Below are 21,897 nucleotides of genomic sequence, written 5' to 3' on the forward strand. Positions count from 1 at the left end.
TTGTTTAAATATTATTTAATCAATGACATGAAATCTTCACTATTATCATTTGGAACCATTTGCGAAATAATTCGAATACCTTTGTTGTTAAGTTCTTTAAATGTTTCTATATCTTTGTCTGTAACATTAATCGAACGTTTAATTGATCTTGTTTCATTCGTTTGAGACATATTACCAACATTTAACTCATCAATTTTCACACCGTAGTTTACAAGTTCTAAAAATTGTTCAGGTCCTTTGGCAATCACCATTAATCTTTGAGAGTCATATTTACCGTTTAGTATGTTATCAGCTGCCTTTTTAACAGGTAATACACTTAATTTAACACCAGCTGGCGTTGCTAATTTAAGACCACTTTTATCTACTGTACTTTCTGCGACAACATCATCAATAACCATAAGTCTTGTAATATCTAGCTTTGTCGTCCACAAATTTGCTACTTGCCCGTGAATCAGCCTACCATCAATTCTATTCGCTATAATTGTCATTTAAATCTCTCCCTTTTTTTGAATAAATTTAGGTTCTTTCACCAAATTAATTTCTTGGTTATATGTCCCCTCAGTATCAAAAATAATTATTTCGTTTTCCCCTTCATGAAGCAGTGCTTTTGATATATATAAGGATGCTGTTGGTCCAACATTCCAATATCTACCTATGTTCACGCCATTCACTAATACTACACCTTTCGAGAAAGCGGTTACATCAATATGCGTATTGTTTGCTTCATTTAACGTAAACACATACCTGTAAAATGCAGGTGTCCCTTCAATCCATTCCTTTTCAAAATGCTCCTTGTTTAGTTGCTCTAATTGAATATGGAATTGTTCATAGTCTTGAACAAAGTGCAAATCTTGCATTAAACCTTGTCCTAAACCTTTTCTTTGTGTACTCGCGAGCAATTTATATCCATAATTGACACGCCCCATATTTTCAACGAGTATATCGATCTGAGGTTCTTCTGAGTGTAACTCAACTTCAAAAGCATCGCCGATTTCTTGTTGATAAGCCGTATAAACATGTTTACCATCGATATACATCTTTACTCTATCTCGTGCATCAACAATTCTAAATTTTTCAACTGGTGAATCTTTGTGTATTTTCGTACGATAAAGCATATAACCAAGACCATCACCCGCTTCTTCCATCGTTTCTGGATATTTAGAAGTCGTCTTGTACGATATTTCATCTAGAACATTAAACAAACTGACTTTATCTTGTAATTGAATGTGATCCAATTCAATAAAATCTTTTATTAAAGGTTCTGATTGCTCGATATGTGGTATTTCTTCTTTAAGCATTTTCTGCAAATCATAATACTTTTGAGTCGGATTGCCCATTTCATTAAGTGGTGCATCATAGTCATAAGAAGTAATTTGAGGTAAGTCTACCGTACCTCTAGCTGAACAACCGTTCCAAAATCCATAATTCGTACCACCATGAAACATGTATAAATTGATATGTCCTTGTTGAACGCAAGTTCTTACTTCGGCAACTAAATCATCACTTTCTCGTTTAATAATGTCATCGCCCCATCTATTAAACCAACCATCCCAAAATTCCATACACATGAGTGGCCATTTTTTCTGAAATTCTTCATGGAATGATTTTAAATTTTGAAAGTTTAAATCCGTCTTAGATCCAAAGTTAGCAGTTGGTAAAATATTATCTTCAGCCATACTGCCCGCTCTCAACGTTTGTGCCCATCCACCATCAGAAGTAAATAGCGGCACTGTTGTACCATGTTTAATCATTAAATCTTTAATCATATTTAAATATGATTTATCCTCACCGAATGAGCCATATTCATTTTCAATCTGCATCATGATAATCGGTCCATTATGATCAATTTGTAACGGCTTTAATATTTTAAATAATTGTGTATAATATCGGTCTACTTTATCGATAAATCGTTGGTCTGATGAACGAATTCTCATGTCTTTGTAATTGAGCAACCATGAAGGTAAACCACCAAACTCCCATTCTGCACATATAAATGGAGATGGTCTTATAATTACGTAAAGACCTAATTCTTCAGCCAATTGAATAAAGTATTGGATATCTTTTTCGCCACTAAATTCAAAGTGTTCTTCCCGAGGTTCGTGATAATTCCACGGAGTATAGGTTTCAACTGTGTTAAAACCGAGTGCTTTCAAATTGTATAACGAATGATACCAGTCATCTTTAGGAACTCTAAAATAATGAATGGCACCAGACAATATTTGAATAGGTTTATCGTCTAATAAGAAATCAGTGTTAATTTCAAATTTATGCATCTTTACACCACCTGTTTTTTGTTTATCTTATTGGAGTTGCTGTTTTCTGTATGATGTCATTGAGCGTTTTTAAATTATGAATGCCTTCACTGTTCAACCATTCTTTAGCAGCTTCTTGACCTTGTTCTTTAAGCACAACAGTTCCACCTTGCCATGTAGCACGTCCGCACAATACACCATTGAAATGCGCACCACTTTCATGTGCAAAGACAAGTGTATCTTTAAATTGTTGTGAAGTTAAACCCCCACTTAAATATATGTAAGGTATTGAAGTTGCATTGTCTTGTTCTTTAAAATATGATGCCGCTTCATCTTTACTAAAGGCATAGTCTTCTGCAAAACCTTCGACATAGTTCATATTAACGGGTGTTTCAACTTTAAGGACATCGACGTTATACTTTTCATCACTAAAAGCTTTCATCGCCTCTATCACTTTATGTGGTCTAACTTTAGCATACGATTGACCTTTTTCATCACCTATTTGATCATCATAAGTTAAGATTTCTAATAGGAATGGAATATTCTCTTCGACCGTTTCTTGTCCAACTTGTTGCACTAATTCTTTCTTTACATCATTAATATCATCCGGTTCATCGACGTCATAATAGATGAGTAATTTAATACCGTCAGCACCCATCTCTTTTAATTGTTTAACAGATAAACCTTCAACTAATCTTGGTAATCTACCGACTACTGATTTATCGTATCCAGTTTGTTCATAAGCTAAAATTAATCCAGCATCTTTAGCCTTAGCTTGTATGCCATCTTTACCATATTCAGGGTCTAATAGAATACTAGAACCACTTGGTGAAAGTGTTTCAGATACAAGCTTTTTAAATAATGCTACGTTGTCATCCGTTCCTTGTTCACCTAGTAATCTTTTGAGTGCCCCTCTTTGGTCAACAGCAATTGCAGCGAATATCCCTTTGTCATCGACGAGTTTATTAATATCTTTATTTGTCATCCTAATTTCTCCACTCCCACTTTTTTGATTAAATCATCCACATCTTGTTGAATGATTTTTCCCGTTGCAGCTTGCATCGCATTTGAAGTACCACACGCTAATGCTGTTTGAATTGTCGTTACAGGATCTAAATCATGCTCCACACTATAAGCGATACCTGCCACAGTAGCATCTCCTGAACCTACAGGATTAACCGCATTTATATTTGGTAAAGATGCTTTGTAAATTGTCTCTTTCAATTTAATAATCGCACCTTCAGAACCAAGCGTTACAAATACATCCACATCTTTAAACAACTGATTTGTTTTTAGAATCTTGAAAATATCTTGGTGACTTAACCCCTTTTGATTAACTAAGTCTTCAAATTCTGATTGATTAGGTTTTATCGCATGAATATGAGCACTCTGTCCTAAAATTGCTTTTAACGATTGACCATCTATATCGACTATGTTGTAACTATTCGTTAATGTATTTAAAATTTTAATCATATATGCAGTCTTTGACTGATTCATTAACTTTGGTGTGCTTCCGCTGATAGTTACAACTTTGTATTGATGGGCAATATCCGCCAATTGTTTAAGATACAACGCTTGAGATGCTTTAGATACTTCAGGTCCACCTTCAAGAATTTCCGTTTGATGTTCACCATCGTTAATGGCGATACACTGTCTTGTATTACCTTCTATATCTATGAATTGAAGTTGAATATTTCTTTGTTCGAGTTGTGTTTGAATCCATTGTCCATTCGTTCCACCTAAATAACCTGTAGCTGTCACGTCTGCACCTAAATCATCTAGAACTTTAGTCACATTTATCCCTTTACCGCCAGCATTTTTAATCATTTGCGTTGGTCTATGCACCGCCCCAATTTCAAGACTTTCAACTTGATAGCTGATATCGATAGATGGATTTAATGTATTGGTCAAAATCATTCTTCTCACCCTTTAGCTATATGAATATATTGTTACCCCTTTAACAACACGATTGATAAAGCCATCTGGACTCGGATTATCAGGATTCAAGCCAAGTTCGACAGATTTTTTACTTGCTAATAATTGACCAAACATTAAATAAATCAGCCCTATTTCAAAGTCGTTATAATCCTCGATATTCGGTATTTGTGTACTTTCATCTGAAGATTGACCATCTAAGATAAGCAACTGATACTTATCTTTAACTTTGTTCACTTCATTTAATAAGTCACTTTCATAGTCACGTTTATACGTTTCATTACTTCTAAGCAATATAAAAATAGACCCTTTCTTTAGTCCTGCTTTTGGACCATGTCTAAATCCTAATGTCGTTTCTCTAGCAATCTCAACATGACCGCCTGTTAGTTCGTTTAATTTCAAGCTAACTTCTTTAGTAAGTTCACCTAACAAACCAGTTCCTACGTAGAATACTTTTTCAAATGATTTTTGTAATGTTTGATCTGCTAGTTCTTCCAAATATTCAAATAGCGAATCTGCAGTATCATAAAAGCCATTCGTAATCGATCCATTAAATAATAAATAACCTGCGACAAGCATTGAAGAAAAGCTTGATGTCATTGCTAATGATTTATCATTTGTTTGTTTAGGTAGAATCACTTTAAAAACATGTTTTAAACTTTCTTCAGTTGCTAAATAACCACTTTTATTATTTGTGATAAATAAATGATGTACGTTATCTGATAATTGTTCGACTAAATCAATCGTTGCTTTCGTTTCAGGACTATTACCAGATCTAGCAAATGATACAATTAAATACGTCGTTTCTGAATCTATATACGCTTCAGGACTCGTCACAAAGTGTGTCGTTGGCACAGATTCAAAATCCCACTTAGGCATATGTTTCGTATCAATTGCTGTTCTTAAAATATCTCCGACATATGCTGATGACCCTGCTCCCGTAAATAGTACCTTTAACTTCCCAGTTACGTTTTCCTCTATATCTTTAATGAATTTGTCAAAATCTGATTTAATATCTTTAATAATCTCTTCTGTTAATTGCCACATTTCAGGTTGTTGTTTTATCTCTGAATATGTGTCCGTTGTGTTTAACAATACTTTCCCCTCCAATATTGGTAATGTTGTCATAACCAGTTTATATATATAAAGACTATATTAAGTCTACTGTGTACTTATAGTCTTTACCGCTTGTAACACTCTCTGTGTACTCAATAATCTCATCATTTACAAAACTATATCTTTCTATAAACATACATGGATCATTAACATGCTTTTCTAAATGTTGCGCTTGTTCTTTAGTTATATTTTTTGCTGTTAATGTTTCATAAGCATGATTGATTTGAATATGGTAATGCGTATTTAATGTTTCATATAATGAAACTTCATTAAAATCAAATCGATCTAACCCTTCGCAATTCTTTAAAGGTAAGTAACTAGTCTCAAACACTAACGGTTTATCATTGGCTAATCTTAACCTTTTAAGTTCATACACTTCTTGAAATGATTTGAGCTGCATTTTTTCTTGGATATAGATACTTGGCTGTATTCTTTGAATACTTAACACCTTTGTACTTGCTTTGTCGCCGCTTTTTTCAACTTCATCTTTGAAACTATAAAGATTATTCATCTTCTGATTATATTGATTACCTAATACAAAAGACCCTTTACCATGTTCTCTTTGAATTAAGCTTTCCGCTTCTAAGTTATCTAGCGCTTCTCTAATTGTAATTCTGCTAACATCATATTCATCGCAAAGCTTTCGTTCTGACGGTAACTTGTCGCCTTCTTTGTATTCACCAGAAATAATCTTATCTTTAATCTTTGTGTAAACTTGATAATATAAATGTGTATTTTTTAACATCTCAATCATTCCTATTCCAACTGGTTATAACCAGTTTTAATTATAAATCATTCTCCTTAAAATGTAAACGCTTTATAAAATTGTATATTTCCACTACTCTAACTTTTAGGTCGATACGGTCTTATGCTCATAAATATTGCGACAAGAGCGAGTATTAATAATGAAGAGGCAAATATCAACGCACCATTATAGTTATTAGAACTTCCGATAAGAATACCTGCAAAATAAGGTGCCACAACTTGTCCGAGACTATAGATAAATGTTAGTAAAGCGACTAAATTTCTTCCTGAGACAGCACTCATAAGCTGGCCACGCGACATAAATAAAGTCGTTAAGCCTAAGAATGTCCCACCAAACAGACATGAACTTATGACTAAACTTATAATATTATGCGAAAACACTGGTAAAATCACGCCAATAATTTGAAGAATGAATGCTAAATATATCGCTTTAATAAATCCAATTTTATTGCCTAAAATAGACCATAATACACATGACGGTATTGCTGCCATACCCACAAACATCCAACTAAGGGCTGCATATTCTTTTAAATCAGGAATTGATTCAACAATCGCAACTAAGAACGTACCTGTGACAATATATCCTGCACCTTCTAACAAATAAGCAATTGAGAAACATACCATAAACCATTTTGTATATAATGTGCTATTTTGATCATTTATATGTATTGTCTTTTGTTTTAAGTTAACAGGTTCTTTAATTTCTTTCATAAAGAATATAACAATAAAACCTAGTACCAATGAAGCGATACCTAAGATAATCCATGTTGATGCCCAAGTATTATAATCCGTATAAATTTGAATAAATATACTACTTGTAAAGATACCAATCCCTACACCACTATATAAAAATCCAGATAAATGAGATTTCCCGCCTTTATTTAAAGACTCGAGCACAACATTTGAAGCTAACACAAATACAGTACCACTTGTTATACCAGCAATGAATCTCAAAATATTCCATACAAGAAAACCTTGTGTAACACCCATCAATAGAACAGAGATAATATTGATTAATAAATAAATTTTTAAATCTACGACTTTACTTTTAATAATTAAAAAGGTCGGAATCATCGCACCAATTAAATATCCTAAGTAATTGACCGTAGCCAGTAAACCAGCATTTTCGTTTGTTAAATGAGTCGCCTTTTGCATAAAAGGTAAAATAGGCGTGTACGAAAATCGCCCAATTGCCATGACAATAAATAGTGATAACATTCCTAGTAGTAATTGTTTATATGCTTTATTTGCTGACAATTTATGCACCTCATTTTCTATATTTAAACATTATTATCCTCCTCATAGTATTAATATACAAGATGAATTTATAGGAGAAAGATATGGAGGATGAGTGTGATGAGGGTTGTTGCGGGTTCTTATGAACACTTTCGCCCAAACTTGTTCATAACGGAGGTGTTAGTTACAAAACTCGGCTGAAGTGTTACTATGGGCATCCTTAATTACAAAACTACTAAGAATTGTAATTACTGGTATCCTTATTTGCACTTCTTACCAAACTTGCTAAAAACAGCACTAGTATTTGCACTTCTCACCAAAACTGCTAATAACAGCACTAGTATTTGCACTTCTCACCAAAACTGCTAATAACGACCTCAGTATTTGCACCTTCAGCCAAACTTGCTAATAACGACCTCAGTATTTGCACTTCTTACCAAACTTGCTCATAAAAAAACGGGACATGCTCAATGTCCCGTTTCAAATCATTACTTTTACGCGTGTGTTCTCTTAAATCTTAATGTATATTCTTTAAAAGTAATGAAGCATTTATTTTTCTCGTCATATAATTTATATTTCAGTGATTCTAAACTCTCTTTAATTGTTATGGTTGTTGCGTGATGTAATGGTGGTGTCTTTTCGTGTGCTTGTTCTAATTGATAGTTTGGAATTCTTGGACTTAAATGATGAACGTGATGGTAGCCAATGTTCCCTGTCATCCATTGGAATACTTTTGGTAATTTATAATATGAACTGCCTTCTATAGCGGCTTTTACATAATCCCACTCTGATGATTCTTCGAAATATGAATCTTCAAATGTATGTTGAATATAAAATAACCAAATACCTAACATACCTGCAATAAACAACATTGGTAGAAATACAAGTACAAATGGAACGGCACCTACAATAAAGAAAATACCTACATAAAGAACTAGCAAGATTATATTATGCAACCAAGTGTTACGTTTTTCTTTAGCTTTCGCATCTTTAGCATTCATTCTATTTGAAATAAACATAAGGAATATTGGTCCTAAAATAAACATCACAAACGGATGTCTATACATTCTATATTTAAATTGAGTGAATTTTGAAGCTTCATGATATTCTTCAATTGTCATGACCCAAATATCACCAATACCACGTTTTTCTAAATTCCCGCTACTCGTATGATGTATAATATGCTCTCTTCTCCACTTTTCATATGGGAAGAATGTTAATAGCCCAGTTATATTTCCTAACAAATCATTGTTCTTTTTCTTACTCAAAAATGATCCGTGGCAACAATCGTGAAAAATGATAAATGTTCTAATAATAAAACCAGATGCCAATACACCACATAGGATCGATAATGACCAATGTAATTGATAACTTACCAAGCCAACAACAATAAGCGCAATTAATGGGATGATTGTGTTTATAATTTGAATTGTACTCTTCTTTAAATTGTTATTTTCAAATGGTTTAACCATTTTTCGAAGTAACTTTTTCTTTTCTTTTTCGATGATTTACACTTCCTTTTTATTCAATAAATATAAAAAAAAGAAGCACTTGAATGAATCAAGTACTTCCATCTCTATTAATCATGATATAGCATATTTACAAGCTTTACAAACAAAAAATAAACCCAATAAAACGATTACTATACTACTAAAATTTATTTTATTATAATAACAAATTATAACTTGGTCATAACAGTTGGTAACAATGACTTTTACTAAAAATTTATTTCTACTTTTTTGAAAGAAATATTATTTTGATGGTCATAATCCAATTGATAAATGTCAGGCATCTTCATACCTCATTCTCTCCGTAAACAAAAGAGAAACCAAATTGTTATTCAATTTGATTTGTCTCATGTTTAAGATATATCTTTTTTTATTCTTTACGATTCCTTACCACATAATATTTTTAACTGTTTCATCGTTTAATGCTTTTACGATTTCAGCTACTAATTTTACTGCGTTTAAGTAGTCTTCTTTATGAAGGATTGATACGTTTGAATGCATATAACGTAATGGAACGCCGATTGAGATTGTTGGTGTACCTTCGTTTGCTACGTGAATACTACCTGCATCTGTTCCGCCACCTGTTATGTTATCCCATTGCACATCAATGCCTTTTTCTTTTGCTACGTTTTTGATAAATTTTCTAAATCCAACGTGACCGATATTCGTACCGTCCATTAACAATACAAGTGGTCCGTTACCTAATTTCGTTTCGTGATCTTGCCCTTTCATTCCTGGTGTATCATAAGCAATACCTACGTCCACTGCGATAGATAAATCTGGCTTAATTTTGTTTGCAGCAACTTTCGCACCACGTAAACCAACTTCTTCTTGTACAGTTGCACCTGAAACTAAGTTTATACCAAGCTCATCATCTTTAAGTTCATTTAATACATCAACACTTAACGCACAACCGAATCTGTTGTCGAATGCTTTTGCTGTTAAGTAGTTTCCATCACCTAAAGTTTCAAACTCAGAATAAGGCGTCACCATATTGCCGATTTCAATACCTAAGCCTTCAACCGCTTCTTTATTATCAACACCTATATCAATAAACATGTCTTTAACGTCGACAGGTTTTTTACGTTCTTCTGGACTTAACACATGTGGAGGTTTAGAACCAATAATACCTCTAATTTCTTTACCTTCATCTGTAGTAATCGTTACTTTTTGTGAAAGCATCACTTGGTTCCACCATCCACCAATTGTTGTGAATTTAATGTAACCATCTTCATCGATACGTGTAACCATAAATCCAATTTCATCTAAGTGACCCGCTATTAAAATTGTTTTAGAACCATTTTTAGCGTTCTTTTTCCCGAAAATACCACCTAGATTATCTTCAATAATTTCATCACTTACAGGTTCTAAGTATTCTTTCATTTTAGATTTAACATTATACTCAAATCCCGAAATACCATTAATATCTGTAAGTGTTTTTAATAATTTTACTGAATCTGCCACAAAAAAATCCCCCTTAAAATTAATTAACACTTTTACTATATCATTCTATTTAAAAAATGTATCAAACAAAGTTTTAATTTAATTGATTTTTCAGGATTTTAAACAAATCATTACCTTCACTCATCATTTAGCCCTTTGCCGTCCAATATATGATCGATATATTTTTCTACTCGACTAACGCGTGTTGCTGGACGCTTTGCTTGGCTAATATAATAAATATATTGTCGCTGTCTTCCTGGTGTCAAATTATAGAAAGCTTCTTTTAAGTTACTATTTTGATCAAGTTGTTCTTGTAGTTCAACTGGCATTTCATATTCTTCTGTTTTCTTTAATTCTACTTTAGCACCTGATTTTTCAAGCTCGATTGCTTCTTCAACATAAGATTTAATAATATCTCGTTGTTCTTTAATCTGATCTACATTGGTAAATCTCAATTGTCTAGCGGCTTGAACATTTTTCGTTTGTTGAATCAATATTTTTTCAGTATCTTTAAGTAATGAACCTTTATGAAATAAAAGTGCGCAATATTCTTTAAATCCATGTATCAATACAACATTCTTACCTTTCAATGTATAACATGGATGCATCCACTTATAATCTTCTTCTAAATCACATTCACGTATAATTTCTCTTAATAGTTCAAATTCATCTTTCCACTTTTTTTCACGTTGCATAAAAGCTTCAACTTTAGGATTTTTCTCCATTTTTTCACTCCTCAATATTATTTCCTGAATGATTTTAATTTATTATATACTAAATGATTAAAAAAGAGCAGATATCCTTAAATATAAGAAATTCCTGCTCTTCTTTGTGACTAATGTATTAATTTTTGTCTATTTTTATCATACTTTTATTCGTATCATGATAAATTTCATCATTCATTTCTTGCATTTTGCGTTCTACATTTGTTATTTCTATTGAACATTCTTTTAACTTTTCTTCATATTGTTCAGTAGATACATGAGAATTCTTATATCTTAATTTATGTTCCAAGCTTGCCCACATATCCATTCCAATTGTACGAATTTGAATTTCAACAGGTATCATTTGAACACTTTCTGCTAAAAATACAGGAATAGATACAACTAAATGTAAACTTTTATATCCATTCATTTTAGGATTTTCTATATAGTCTTTTCTTTTTAATAATTTTACGTCTGTTTGTCTAAGTAATAATTTTTCAATTGTATAGACATCTTCTAGATAATTACAAATCACTCTTATTCCCGCGATATCTTGAATATTCTCTTTTGCTGAATTCGCATTTAAAGGAAATCCTTTGCGTCTTAATTTCTTAATAAGACTTGGAAATTCTTTAACACGCTTTTCCATATGGTGAATTGGATTATGTTTATAAGCAACTTGGAATTCATCGTCCAATATTTTCAACTTTGTCCCGATTTCTTCTAAAGCTGCAGCATATTGATGTTGTAGTTCTACAAAATTAAACAACTCTTCTAGCGCTTGTTCAGAAGACTGCGCATATTCAATTTCACCTATATTATTCGTAAATTCCTTCTTTAATTCTGCTAAATTGATTGTTGGTTTTCTTTCTATATACATAGATATGCTCCCTTATATTTTTAAATAAAAAATATATATCACTTCATCTAATTATATCATTTAAAAGTTTGCGATTAAAGAAAGTCGATATACGATTGATTGTTCTTAAACGTTTGTAAGACAAAGAAAAACGCGCAAGACTCGTAAGCCTTGCACGCTTATAAATACAAATATATTTCTCAATACTATTTCAATTCTGGCCAGTATTCTTTATTTGCTTCAATAAGGTCATCTAGTATATCTTTAGCTACTGATGCACTCGGAACTGTGCGAGATAACGTTAGTGCTTGCCATAGTTTTTGATAAGATTGTTCTTCATAAGCTTCAACTGTTAATTTCTCAACACCTACTTGTTGTTCCATTAAACTTTTTTGGAATCTTGGGATTTCACCAACTGATAATGGTTCTGGACCTTCGCTACCAACTAAACATGGAATTTCAACCATCGCTGTTGGTTCAAAGTTTGAAATGGCACCTTTATTCTCAACAATCATTAACATTCTTTCTTTCGTATTAAACGCAATCGCTCTTGCTAAGTCTACGATATAAGATGCATGTTCATCTATTGTTAATTCCGTTCCTTTAGCTGTGCCTTGAGCAATAATTTTTTGACATTCGCCGAACACAAATTTTTCTCGTCCTGCCATTACTTCATTTGCTCTTGTATAGTCTTTGTTTGAATGTTCCACAACATAATCAGGGAAGAAGTAATATTTTAAATATGTGTTAGGTAACGTATCTTTATCAAGCGCTTGTACATCACGTGCTTTCTTGAACGTGTCATTCCAACTTGCTTCTTGTTCAATATCGCTGCCCGTATCAGTCGAATACCCAAATTGTTCAACGTGTTTAATGATACTTGGCATTAAATCATTACCTGACTTATCTCTTATATCTGTCCACCAACCGAAGTGATTTAAACCATAATATTTAACGACCATTTCTTTTCTAGATTTCAGCCCAATATTTGTTGCCATCAGTTCTTCAATACCGATTGGCATATCACAAATATTTAAAATTTTAGAGTGAGGTCTTAATTTTCGAGTTGCTTCAGCTACAATTGCTGCTGGGTTTGAATAATTTAACATCCAAGCATCTGGTGAATATTGTTCCATATAATCTACAATTTCTAGTACGCCTGTAATAGAACGCATACCATAAGATATCCCACCAGGTCCGCACGTTTCTTGTCCAACTACACCGTGTTTCAATGGAATCTTCTCATCTTGTTCTCTCATCGCATATTTACCAACACGTATGTGTGCCATAACGAAATCTACATTTTCAAAAGCTGTTTTAGGATCCGTACTCGCCAGTAACTTAACACCAGGCGCTCTTTCACTAAGAAGTATTTTACAAGCATCCGCAATGGTTTGTTGTCTATCACCATCATTGTCGTATAGTTTAATCGTATCAATCGGAAAATCTTCTAAATGGTCCAGTAACATTAATATAATACCTGGCGTAAATGTACTTCCGCCACCTGCTATTGTGATGTTAAATTTCTTCATTATTTATGACCTCCATATATTTATATCATCGTTTCAAATGAATCTCTTACTTGAGGTACACTAAGTCCCACAATTACTTGAACATTTGTACCACTTTTCGCTACACCATGTGCCATTTGATTATGTGTGAAATAGTCATTATCTTTTACTAAACTTGGATCTTTAACCGTTACCCTTAATCGTGTCGCACAATTTGTAACGTCTTTAATATTGTCTTTGCCACCTAATCCTTCTAAGAAATAAATAGCTTTCGTATCATATTCTGATGCATTGTCATCCATTTGTGTATCAGCACTTGCTTTCTTAGATTTATAATCTTCTTTCGTATAAAGCTTAGCTTCTCCATCATCAGGCACACGTCCAGGTAATGGTACATTAAATTTCTCAATAATAAACTTAAATACAAAGAAGTAAATGACAACAAAGATGATACCAATGATAAATTGTGCAACGTAAGTCATACCGTGATTAGAGAATAATGGAATCCAGTTTATAGCCGCGATTTCTATCGCACCACCACCTTGAATACCCACTACACCAAATAGGTACATAATTGTAACCATTGTCGCACCTAATAATGCATGAATTAAGAATAAGTATGGTGCTATAAATAAGAACGTAAACTCTAATGGTTCTGTAATACCTGCGAAAATTGCTGTTAATCCAGCTGGTAATACTAATGCTAAGACTTTTTTCTTGTTCTCTTTCGGTGTTGAAGCGTACATCGCTAACGCAATACCTAAACAACCAAATATTTTAATGTTACCTTGTAACAAGAATCCATATGGATAAAGTTCTTTAAGAGATTTAGCAGAATTTGAGAATTCTGTTAAGTGTTGAATCCAATAAGGTTTCAATCCACCGTTGACCGCTGCAGGTCCATATTCAAATGGTGTGTATATGAAATGATGTAACCCTGTAGGAATCAATATTCTTTCTAAGAAGTGGAATAGCCAAACCCCTACAAATCCTGATTTCAACATAACACCTTGTAATGAACCGATACCTGCTTGTACTGTTGGCCATACCGCACATACGATAAAAGCGATTGGGATCATAACAAAGAATCCAATGATAACAACGTATGGTAGACCTTGGAAAATACCAACCATTTCAGGTAATTTCTTATCATAGAAACGATTATGTATCCAAATAACAATTGCTGATATGAAAATTGCACCAATAATACTTGTGTCTAATGTTGGAATACCAGCTATTTCTTTTACACCCGTTAAATTTTCAACACCCTTTGATAAATCTACACCGAACGTCTTTGGCCAAAGGGTTAAAATTGCATTAATAAAATTGTTAAATACTAAATAAATCATTAAAGCTGCTAGTGTTGCTCTACCTTGAGCTTTTTTAGCAAGTGAGATTGGAAGTCCAATCACAAACGCTAGCTCCATATGGTTGAATATTGTCCAACCACCCGCTTCAATTAAACTCCAAATTTTAAACCACATTGTGCCATCTTCAGCTATTGAACCCATAATATTTGGATTTTTAAATAATGTTGCAAATCCTACAACAATACCAAAAAATGCAAATAGTAATACCGGAACAATCATGGCACTACCAAATCGTTTAATTGCATTCATATTTTAACCCCTTTTCCTCATCAATTTATCTCAACAATATAGGAAGCGCTTACATTTGCCAATAGGTTTGACGTAAATAGAAATCACATAGTAAACTTAGATTATATTTTCATAACATGAAAATTTTTTCACTTCGAATGGAGGATTATAATGATTTTGGATAAACTGATTAATGAACATTATCAACAACTTAATGACAACGATATACATATCATACAAATGATTAATCAAAATATTCACTTGATTCATCGATTAAAAATACAAGAAATCGCCGATATATCACACACTTCAATTTCTTCTATTCACCGACTCGCTCGCAAACTTGGCTTTGATGGTTATAGTGATTTTAAAGCTTACATTAAATTAAATAGACAAACATCTAAACCATCGACAGATATCATTGAAAGTTTAGAGCAAGATTTACAACAAACTATGAAACATTTAAAAATGATCGACTTTGATTATATAAGCGAACAAATCAATCAAGCGCCTTATATCTACATATATGGTACAGGTGTCGCACAATTAAACGTTGCACGTGATGCTCAACGACACTTTCTTTCTATCAATAAAAGAGTAATGGTTATTAACGACGAGAATGAACTTAAAATCGCTATGAATCAAATGAATAAAGATGATTTAATTTTCATCATTTCATTATCAGGCGAAACATCACACTTAAGAGAGAACGTCGAAATTATGCATACACGAAATATTAGTTATATTTCTATTACAACATTAAAGGATAACTATTTAGCTCAGAATGCGAGCTACAATATATATGTTAATAGTTCACCGATAGAATTATTTAATCAAACTTCTTATTCCAGCTTCTTACCGTATCACATTGCTTTTGAAGTCATCGTACGTAAATTCAGTGAATGGAAACTTGCTCATTAGGGTATAATTATCATATAAACGATGAAAAGTTCTATAGGAGGTTACATCATGAATAAAGTATTCATAACTGGAGAAATTCCAACAGAAGGATTAGAAATGCTACAAGAACATTTTGAAGTAGAAGTCTTTGAAGGGGATCAATTAATTACGAAAGATACTTTACTTCAAAAAGTAACAGACGTAGATGCAATTATTAGTCCACTATCTACAAATATCGATAAAGAAATTATTGATCAAGCACCAAACTTAAAAATCATCGCAAATTATGGTGCTGGTTTCAATAACATTGACGTTAAATATGCGAGAGAAAAAGGAATAGATGTTACAAATACACCAAAAGCCTCAACAAATGCTACAGCAGATTTAACGATTGGCATTTTACTTGCCGTATCTAGAAGAATTGCTGAAGGCGATCAACTTTGTAGAACAACTGGATTCAACGGTTGGGCACCATTATTCTTTAGAGGTAGGGAAGTCTCCGGTAAGACTATCGGCATAGTTGGACTTGGTGAAATAGGTTCTGCTGTTGCTAGACGTGCCAAAGGTTTTGACATGAACATCCTTTATACTGGACCACATAGAAAGCCAGAACAAGAAGCTTCATTAGGGGCTACTTACGTCAGTCTTGATGAGATGTTAGAACAAGCAGATTTCATTACAATTAATGCTGCCTACTCTGATGATTTACATCATTTATTCAATAAAGATACTTTTGAAAAAATGAAAGATACAGCATATATTATTAACGCATCTCGCGGACCTATCGTTGATGAACAAGCTTTAGTTGAAGCTCTACAATCTAAAACAATCGAAGGTGCTGCATTAGATGTATTTGAATTTGAACCAGAAATTACAGATGCACTTAAAACAATGGACAATGTCGTGATAACACCGCACATCGGAAATGCTACATTTGAAGCACGTGATGAAATGGCAAGAATCGTCGCAAATAATACGATTAAGAAACTACAAGGTGGTACACCAGACTACATTGTGAATAAATAATAAAAAGATCCTCGCACTCATATTAAGAGTCCGAGGATTTTCTTTTATTTAACAAGTTTTCTTTATCGATGATCGTTCTTAATTTATAAATACTTTCTTTTATATCATGTTCATCAATATATGAATAAGAAAATCTTAAACTATGCTTTTCTTTTTCTGAATATATCTCCCCTGGATGAATGAGTAACCCTTCCTCTATGGCCAGTTGGAATAACCTTTTTAAATCAATACTTTCATTAAATTTGAACCATATATAGAAAGACCCTTCTACTTTAGACCATCTACCAATATCTGAGAAAGATTCTGTTAAAGCATCTTCCATCATATCTTTGCGTCTTTTTAAATTACATTTAATGTCTTCAATATGTGTCTCATGGTAATGTGCTAACCATTTAGTAGCTATAAATTGAGAAATCGAACTTGCACCATAGTCATTTTGCATTTTTAAATCTGCTAAATGATTAATGACCCGTTCGTTACCAATTAACCACCCTATTCTGAGGCCGGGACTAACTGTTTTAGATAGACTTCCTAAGTACAGCACATTATGACTTGTATCAAGCTCTTTCATAGATTTAGGAATCGGACCTTCAAACCATAGCTCACTATAAATATCATCTTCCACAACAGGTATACCCTTTGCTTTACACTGTTCAAGGATTTGTTCCTTTTCTTTCAATGTATATGTGTGTGATGTAGGATTGTGCAATGTAGGATTACAATAAAATATACTATTACTGTAATCTTCATCTTCTTTAAAAATCGCCTGAATATTATTTCTTATATAATCAATTGATAATGGAATCATTTTGGAATGGATTTTGTGCCACGTTCTAATTGAATTGATATAAGATGGTGTTTCAACGATAATTTTTGATTTGGGGATTAATAATCCATCAGCTATCAACTTCAAACCTTGTAATGCACCAGAAGTGATACAAATTTCTTCTACACTACACTCAATACCTCTTTTTTTAACTAGTTCTTTAACTTGTTGTCTCAACTGAATATTCCCTTTAGGTGCTTCGTAATTTGAAGTCAATTGACGACTTAAATCTTTAGAAATGATTTCATGAAATGCATCATTAGGTATTAATTCTGGCGAAAGTTCACCCGTCCCTAATCTCACCATGTCAGGTATAAATTCGCATCGATTAATTTCTCTAATATAATATTGATTGTTCTGGTTAATACTATTACCTATATAATCTTGCCAATTCAAATTATTACTCACATACTCATTCCATTTATTTTTCGAAACATATATCCCTTTTCTTTCCTTACTTTCAAGCACGCCATAACTTTTCAAAATATCAATCACATGTACAATTGTTGATCTATTTACACCATACTTTTGTGTTAAAGCTCTTTGCGAAGGTATTTTCATACCAACTTCTAATTGACCATTATTAATATCTCTTAACATATCATCTATAATTTTTTGGTAGATAGGTTTTTCCATAAATGTAACTCCAATCTGGTTGGGCATAAATTTAATTCTGGATGATTTCATTGTAGCTTATTTCTTTTATACTATACAAAAAGGAGGTTCAATCAAATGTTTCAAGCAGTCATCCACGGTCTTTTATTAGCACTCGGTTTAATTTTACCATTAGGTGCTCAAAATATATTTGTTTTTAATCAAGGCGCAAATCATAAAAGCTTAAATAAAGCTTTACCTGTTGTTATTACAGCTGGTCTATGTGACACATTACTCATATTACTTGCGGTGTTTGGCGTATCACTTATCTTAAATCATTATCCATCACTGCAATTAATCATATATATCGTTGGATTAATTTTTCTATTGTATATGGCTTGGACGTTATGGAACGAAAAATCATCAAGCAATGGTTCAGACTTAGCAATATCAGCTAAAAAACAAATCAGCTTTGCACTATCTGTATCATTACTCAATCCACACGCCATTATGGATACAGTCGGTGTTATCGGTACAAGTGCATCACTATATTCAGGGTATGAAAAAGTCGGATTTACAGTAGCAACAATCTTTATCTCTTGGTTCTGGTTCTTCGGACTCGCTATAGCAGGTAAACAAGTCGGCATGTTTGATAAATCAGGTAAATTTATCATCATATTGAATAGAGTATCAAGCATCATCATCTTATTCGTCGCAGCACTCATTATTAAAAATATAATCAATATGTAGAATGAGGTAAAAATGTTTTGGTTGGGATTTAAGGTGGGGGTTGTGGGGCTCATTTTCGCGTATTTTTAAAATTTATTGACCGCTAACGATCTTGTTTCGTTTTCTTGAACGTTAGAATTTCTAACGATCTTGTTTGCGAGTCTTGAGCGTTAGCGCCCCGTTTTCACGCATTTTTTAAAATTTATTGACCGCTAACGATCTTGTTTCACTTTCTTGAGCGTTAGAATTTCTAACGATCTTGTTTGCGAGTCTTGAGCGTTAGCGCCCCGTTTTTGCGCATTTTTTAAAATTTATTGACCGCTAACGATCTTGTTTCACTTTCTTGAGCGTTAGAATTTCTAACGATCTTGTTTTCGACTCTTGATCATTAGCGCCTCGTTTCCTCGCATTTTTTAAAATTTATTGACCGCTAAAGATCTTGTTTTACTTTCTTGAGCGTTAGAATTTCTAACGATCTTGTTTACGATTCTTGAGCGTTAGATTAGTTTAAACAAAATAAATGCTGGCACTAATTTATTAATCAGTGTCAGCATTTATTAAAAAAGTAGAATTTCATCATTATGTTTAACTTTTTATAAAGTTCCATTCAAAAATTGTGCTTCTCCTTTGAAGAAACTCCAATCTTCATCTGTATTCTCGACTATACTAAACATAACGTCTTCTTTTCTTATATTTAATTTGTCATGCAACTCATTTACAACTTCTCTATAGAACTGTACTTTTTGTTGTTGGGTTCTTGGTCTTGTAATAATCGTGAAAATTATAACACCCTCTGTTCGCTCTACACCTAATCCAGTATCTAATATTTCCATCTCATAATCTTCATGTTGCGTAACTATTTGATATCTATCACCTATTGGCGCATCAAATGCAGTTAACATTGTTTCATATGCTATATCTAATATTTGTTTGATTTCACTCTTTTTTCTTCCTTTTATTATATCTATTTTCATTAAAGGCATATTATCCACCACTTATCGTCTAATTATACTTTGCCATTAGATTGGCATTTATAAATAATTGATTCAACTGTTCGTTCGATTGCTTTTTTACTTGGATTCAAGATTTGCTGTGGATTAAACAAACTCTTATCATTAGTTAATACTTCTCTAAGTTCATTACTCCACGCAATATTTATTTCTGTATTAAAGTTAATTTTTGCGTGACCTAATTTTATCGCTTTCACTAAATCTTCGTCTGATATACCTGATGCACCATGTAATACTAAAGGTATATCAATTGTTTCTTGAATTTCTTTCATTTCTTTAAATCCTAAATTAGGTTCACCTTTATATTTACCATGTACTGACCCGAGTGCTGGTGCCAATGTATCTATATGTGCTTTTTGTGCTAAGTTTATACAATCTTCTAACTTCGCATATTGTACATTTCCTATGACACCGTCTTCGTTTCCACCAATTGCTCCAACTTCACCTTCTACAATCACGTTATTTTTATGTGCATATTCTACTACTTGTTTGGTAAGTTCTATATTTTCTTCAATTGGTAATTTAGACCCATCAAACATAACAGAATCATAACCAGCATCTACTGCTTTCTTACACCCTTCAACAGTTAAACCGTGATCTAGATGTATAATTACTGGTACTGTTATATTCATTGACTCTATTTTATTTCTGATTGTTTTACAGATAAAATCATACCCACCTAAAAAGTCTATAATTTTATCTGTCGTTCCTAAAATAATGGGGGAACGTGTTTTCTCAGCAACTTTTAAAATACATTCAATCCATATTAATCCGTTAACATTAATTTGTGGAATAGCATAATGTTCTGTCTTTGCTTTGTGTATAAATGTATTCATTCTATAACGTTCCACCTTCCTTTTTTAAAGTGTCTTTGATTGTTTATTTAATAGCGACTTAGGTTCATTTGATAGTAACGACTCTTTACATTTCACAGCAATTTCTTGAGCTTTATAGCCATCTTCTATTGAACAAATTACTTCAGTGTCATTTAAGATAGCTTCAATAAATCCATCCATTTCTACTTTATAAGCGTCACTATAACGTTCTAAGAAGAAGTATGGCGGATTGTCTTTAGATATTCCTTCAGCTCTATGATAATTTAATGTCGTTGTTTGTTCATTACCTACATCAATTGCACCTTTATCACCCAATACTTCAACTCGTTGATCATATCCATATACACTTCTTCTACAGTTTTCAATCATGGCCATTGAGCCATTTTCGAATTTAAGTGTTACAAGTGCTGTATCGATATCATCATATTGAGCAATTTCAGGATTTACAAGTGCACCACCAGTTGCATACACTTCTGTTATTTCAGATTGCATTAAATATCTTGCCATATCAAAGTCATGAATCATCATATCCATGAAAAGCCCACCTGAGCGTTTAATATATTCTACTGGTGGTGGCTCTGGGTCTCTTGAAGTAATCCTTAATGTTTGAATATTACCAAGTTCACCTTTATTTAAAATATCTCTTAACTCTTTGAAGTTTTTATCAAAACGTCTATTAAAGCCCATTTGCAGTTTCACATTTGATTGTTTTACCGCTTCTAATGCAATTTTTGCTTCATCAATAGACAAACTAATCGGTTTCTCGCAGAAGATGTGCTTTCCTTTTGCACTAGCTTCTTTAATGATATCTACATGCGTATCGGTAGGTGAACATATTACTACTGCATCTACCTCAGGATCATTAATAATATCCATATGATCCTTAGTTTTATTTTCTATTCCTGCTTTTTTGATCCAATCTTCCATCTTGTCGCAATATAAGTCTGAAATCCACTTAATATTTACATCTTTATGTGTTCTTAAATAATTTATATGTAATTGGCCAATTCTACCTGCTCCAATTACTCCGAATGTTAGTGTCATATTTT

General features: G+C 32.8%; 20 protein-coding genes. 3 read left to right on the top strand and 17 right to left on the bottom strand.

The window, feature by feature from the left end; translation table 11 throughout:
- Positions 1-11: 11 nt before the first annotated feature.
- From LQ673_RS09715 to LQ673_RS09775, 13 genes are all read right to left on the bottom strand, one after another.
- On the bottom strand, positions 12-488 hold the full coding sequence (locus LQ673_RS09715) for a PTS sugar transporter subunit IIB (protein ID WP_037590373.1): 477 nt from the start codon (positions 486-488) through the stop codon (positions 12-14).
- Positions 489-2,273 (bottom strand): glycoside hydrolase family 35 protein, encoded by a 1,785-nt coding sequence (locus tag LQ673_RS09720; protein ID WP_191836107.1) that lies wholly within the window; start codon positions 2,271-2,273, stop codon positions 489-491.
- 22 nt (positions 2,274-2,295) lie between these two features.
- Positions 2,296-3,237: a tagatose 1,6-diphosphate aldolase gene (locus LQ673_RS09725; protein WP_191836108.1), complete on the bottom strand. Its 942-nt coding sequence runs from the start codon at positions 3,235-3,237 to the stop codon at positions 2,296-2,298.
- Positions 3,234-4,169: a 1-phosphofructokinase family hexose kinase gene (locus LQ673_RS09730; RefSeq protein ID WP_191836109.1), complete on the bottom strand. Its 936-nt coding sequence runs from the start codon at positions 4,167-4,169 to the stop codon at positions 3,234-3,236. The genes LQ673_RS09725 and LQ673_RS09730 overlap by 4 nt, the downstream gene beginning before the upstream one ends.
- Before the next feature lie 12 nt (positions 4,170-4,181).
- A complete protein-coding gene (locus tag LQ673_RS09735; RefSeq protein WP_191836110.1) occupies positions 4,182-5,282 on the bottom strand; it encodes an SIS domain-containing protein in 1,101 nt (366 codons plus the stop codon).
- A gap of 55 nt (positions 5,283-5,337) precedes the next feature.
- Positions 5,338-6,048 carry a GntR family transcriptional regulator gene (locus tag LQ673_RS09740; RefSeq protein WP_037590368.1) on the bottom strand — a complete coding sequence of 237 codons (711 nt, stop codon included), beginning with the start codon at positions 6,046-6,048 and terminating at the stop codon, positions 5,338-5,340.
- 98 nt (positions 6,049-6,146) lie between these two features.
- Complete coding sequence (locus LQ673_RS09745) at positions 6,147-7,325, bottom strand: YbfB/YjiJ family MFS transporter (protein WP_239705462.1); 1,179 nt, start codon at positions 7,323-7,325, stop codon at positions 6,147-6,149.
- Positions 7,326-7,798: 473 nt separating this feature from the next.
- Entirely contained in the window at positions 7,799-8,776 is a 978-nt protein-coding gene (gene desA / locus LQ673_RS09750; RefSeq protein WP_275583270.1) for a Delta(5) desaturase DesA, read from the bottom strand.
- A 423-nt stretch (positions 8,777-9,199) separates the two neighbouring features.
- A complete protein-coding gene (locus LQ673_RS09755) occupies positions 9,200-10,276 on the bottom strand; it encodes a M42 family metallopeptidase (RefSeq protein WP_159316173.1) in 1,077 nt (358 codons plus the stop codon).
- 116 nt (positions 10,277-10,392) lie between these two features.
- Positions 10,393-10,980 (bottom strand): YdeI/OmpD-associated family protein, encoded by a 588-nt coding sequence (locus LQ673_RS09760; protein ID WP_239705460.1) that lies wholly within the window; start codon positions 10,978-10,980, stop codon positions 10,393-10,395.
- A gap of 118 nt (positions 10,981-11,098) precedes the next feature.
- Complete coding sequence (locus LQ673_RS09765) at positions 11,099-11,839, bottom strand: GTP pyrophosphokinase (protein WP_191836111.1); 741 nt, start codon at positions 11,837-11,839, stop codon at positions 11,099-11,101.
- Positions 11,840-12,024: 185 nt separating this feature from the next.
- Complete coding sequence (locus LQ673_RS09770; RefSeq protein WP_191836112.1) at positions 12,025-13,350, bottom strand: 6-phospho-alpha-glucosidase; 1,326 nt, start codon at positions 13,348-13,350, stop codon at positions 12,025-12,027.
- Between the two features lie 20 nt (positions 13,351-13,370).
- On the bottom strand, positions 13,371-14,948 hold the full coding sequence (locus tag LQ673_RS09775; RefSeq protein ID WP_037590360.1) for an alpha-glucoside-specific PTS transporter subunit IIBC: 1,578 nt from the start codon (positions 14,946-14,948) through the stop codon (positions 13,371-13,373).
- A gap of 150 nt (positions 14,949-15,098) precedes the next feature.
- On the opposite strand from LQ673_RS09775, the gene LQ673_RS09780 reads away from it, so the two are divergent.
- Both LQ673_RS09780 and LQ673_RS09785 read left to right on the top strand, forming a co-directional pair.
- Positions 15,099-15,848 (top strand): MurR/RpiR family transcriptional regulator, encoded by a 750-nt coding sequence (locus LQ673_RS09780; protein ID WP_037590359.1) that lies wholly within the window; start codon positions 15,099-15,101, stop codon positions 15,846-15,848.
- 48 nt (positions 15,849-15,896) lie between these two features.
- Positions 15,897-16,853: a 2-hydroxyacid dehydrogenase family protein gene (locus LQ673_RS09785; RefSeq protein ID WP_191836113.1), complete on the top strand. Its 957-nt coding sequence runs from the start codon at positions 15,897-15,899 to the stop codon at positions 16,851-16,853.
- A gap of 22 nt (positions 16,854-16,875) precedes the next feature.
- On the opposite strand, the gene LQ673_RS09790 is transcribed toward LQ673_RS09785, so the two are convergent.
- Positions 16,876-18,315: an aminotransferase-like domain-containing protein gene (locus LQ673_RS09790; RefSeq protein WP_191836114.1), complete on the bottom strand. Its 1,440-nt coding sequence runs from the start codon at positions 18,313-18,315 to the stop codon at positions 16,876-16,878.
- Positions 18,316-18,411: 96 nt separating this feature from the next.
- On the opposite strand from LQ673_RS09790, the gene LQ673_RS09795 reads away from it, so the two are divergent.
- Positions 18,412-19,023 (top strand): LysE/ArgO family amino acid transporter, encoded by a 612-nt coding sequence (locus tag LQ673_RS09795; RefSeq protein ID WP_107576715.1) that lies wholly within the window; start codon positions 18,412-18,414, stop codon positions 19,021-19,023.
- 572 nt (positions 19,024-19,595) lie between these two features.
- Here the strand turns inward: LQ673_RS09795 and LQ673_RS09800 are convergent.
- The 3 genes from LQ673_RS09800 to iolG are packed head-to-tail and all read right to left on the bottom strand — an operon-like array spanning position 19,596 to position 21,892.
- The gene (locus LQ673_RS09800) at positions 19,596-19,985 is read right to left on the bottom strand and encodes a tautomerase family protein (protein ID WP_191836115.1); all 390 of its coding nucleotides are present in this window, start codon (positions 19,983-19,985) and stop codon (positions 19,596-19,598) included.
- 23 nt (positions 19,986-20,008) lie between these two features.
- Positions 20,009-20,848, bottom strand: coding sequence for a class II fructose-1,6-bisphosphate aldolase (fba, locus tag LQ673_RS09805; protein ID WP_037590354.1), 840 nt, complete (start codon positions 20,846-20,848; stop codon positions 20,009-20,011).
- 24 nt (positions 20,849-20,872) lie between these two features.
- Positions 20,873-21,892: an inositol 2-dehydrogenase gene (gene iolG, locus LQ673_RS09810; RefSeq protein ID WP_191836116.1), complete on the bottom strand. Its 1,020-nt coding sequence runs from the start codon at positions 21,890-21,892 to the stop codon at positions 20,873-20,875.
- Between the last annotated feature and the right edge of the window lie 5 nt (positions 21,893-21,897).

Origin of the sequence: Mammaliicoccus sp. O-M54, assembly GCF_022386035.1 — a bacterium.
Classification (GTDB): Bacteria; Bacillota; Bacilli; order Staphylococcales; family Staphylococcaceae; genus Mammaliicoccus; species Mammaliicoccus sciuri_A.

What these genes read in the sequence shown, in the direction of transcription:
- LQ673_RS09775 (WP_037590360.1), bottom strand. Translation starts at nt 14,948, where the DNA reads ATGAATGCAATTAAACGATTTGGTAGTGCCATGATTGTTCCGGTATTA.
- LQ673_RS09720 (WP_191836107.1), bottom strand. Translation starts at nt 2,273, where the DNA reads ATGCATAAATTTGAAATTAACACTGATTTCTTATTAGACGATAAACCT.
- LQ673_RS09725 (WP_191836108.1), bottom strand. Translation starts at nt 3,237, where the DNA reads ATGACAAATAAAGATATTAATAAACTCGTCGATGACAAAGGGATATTC.
- LQ673_RS09765 (WP_191836111.1), bottom strand. Translation starts at nt 11,839, where the DNA reads ATGTATATAGAAAGAAAACCAACAATCAATTTAGCAGAATTAAAGAAG.
- LQ673_RS09740 (WP_037590368.1), bottom strand. Translation starts at nt 6,048, where the DNA reads ATGTTAAAAAATACACATTTATATTATCAAGTTTACACAAAGATTAAA.
- fba (WP_037590354.1), bottom strand. Translation starts at nt 20,848, where the DNA reads ATGAATACATTTATACACAAAGCAAAGACAGAACATTATGCTATTCCA.
- LQ673_RS09785 (WP_191836113.1), top strand. Translation starts at nt 15,897, where the DNA reads ATGAATAAAGTATTCATAACTGGAGAAATTCCAACAGAAGGATTAGAA.
- LQ673_RS09790 (WP_191836114.1), bottom strand. Translation starts at nt 18,315, where the DNA reads ATGGAAAAACCTATCTACCAAAAAATTATAGATGATATGTTAAGAGAT.
- LQ673_RS09730 (WP_191836109.1), bottom strand. Translation starts at nt 4,169, where the DNA reads ATGATTTTGACCAATACATTAAATCCATCTATCGATATCAGCTATCAA.
- LQ673_RS09795 (WP_107576715.1), top strand. Translation starts at nt 18,412, where the DNA reads ATGTTTCAAGCAGTCATCCACGGTCTTTTATTAGCACTCGGTTTAATT.
- LQ673_RS09760 (WP_239705460.1), bottom strand. Translation starts at nt 10,980, where the DNA reads ATGGAGAAAAATCCTAAAGTTGAAGCTTTTATGCAACGTGAAAAAAAG.
- desA (WP_275583270.1), bottom strand. Translation starts at nt 8,776, where the DNA reads ATGGTTAAACCATTTGAAAATAACAATTTAAAGAAGAGTACAATTCAA.
- LQ673_RS09715 (WP_037590373.1), bottom strand. Translation starts at nt 488, where the DNA reads ATGACAATTATAGCGAATAGAATTGATGGTAGGCTGATTCACGGGCAA.
- LQ673_RS09780 (WP_037590359.1), top strand. Translation starts at nt 15,099, where the DNA reads ATGATTTTGGATAAACTGATTAATGAACATTATCAACAACTTAATGAC.
- iolG (WP_191836116.1), bottom strand. Translation starts at nt 21,892, where the DNA reads ATGACACTAACATTCGGAGTAATTGGAGCAGGTAGAATTGGCCAATTA.
- LQ673_RS09770 (WP_191836112.1), bottom strand. Translation starts at nt 13,350, where the DNA reads ATGAAGAAATTTAACATCACAATAGCAGGTGGCGGAAGTACATTTACG.
- LQ673_RS09800 (WP_191836115.1), bottom strand. Translation starts at nt 19,985, where the DNA reads ATGCCTTTAATGAAAATAGATATAATAAAAGGAAGAAAAAAGAGTGAA.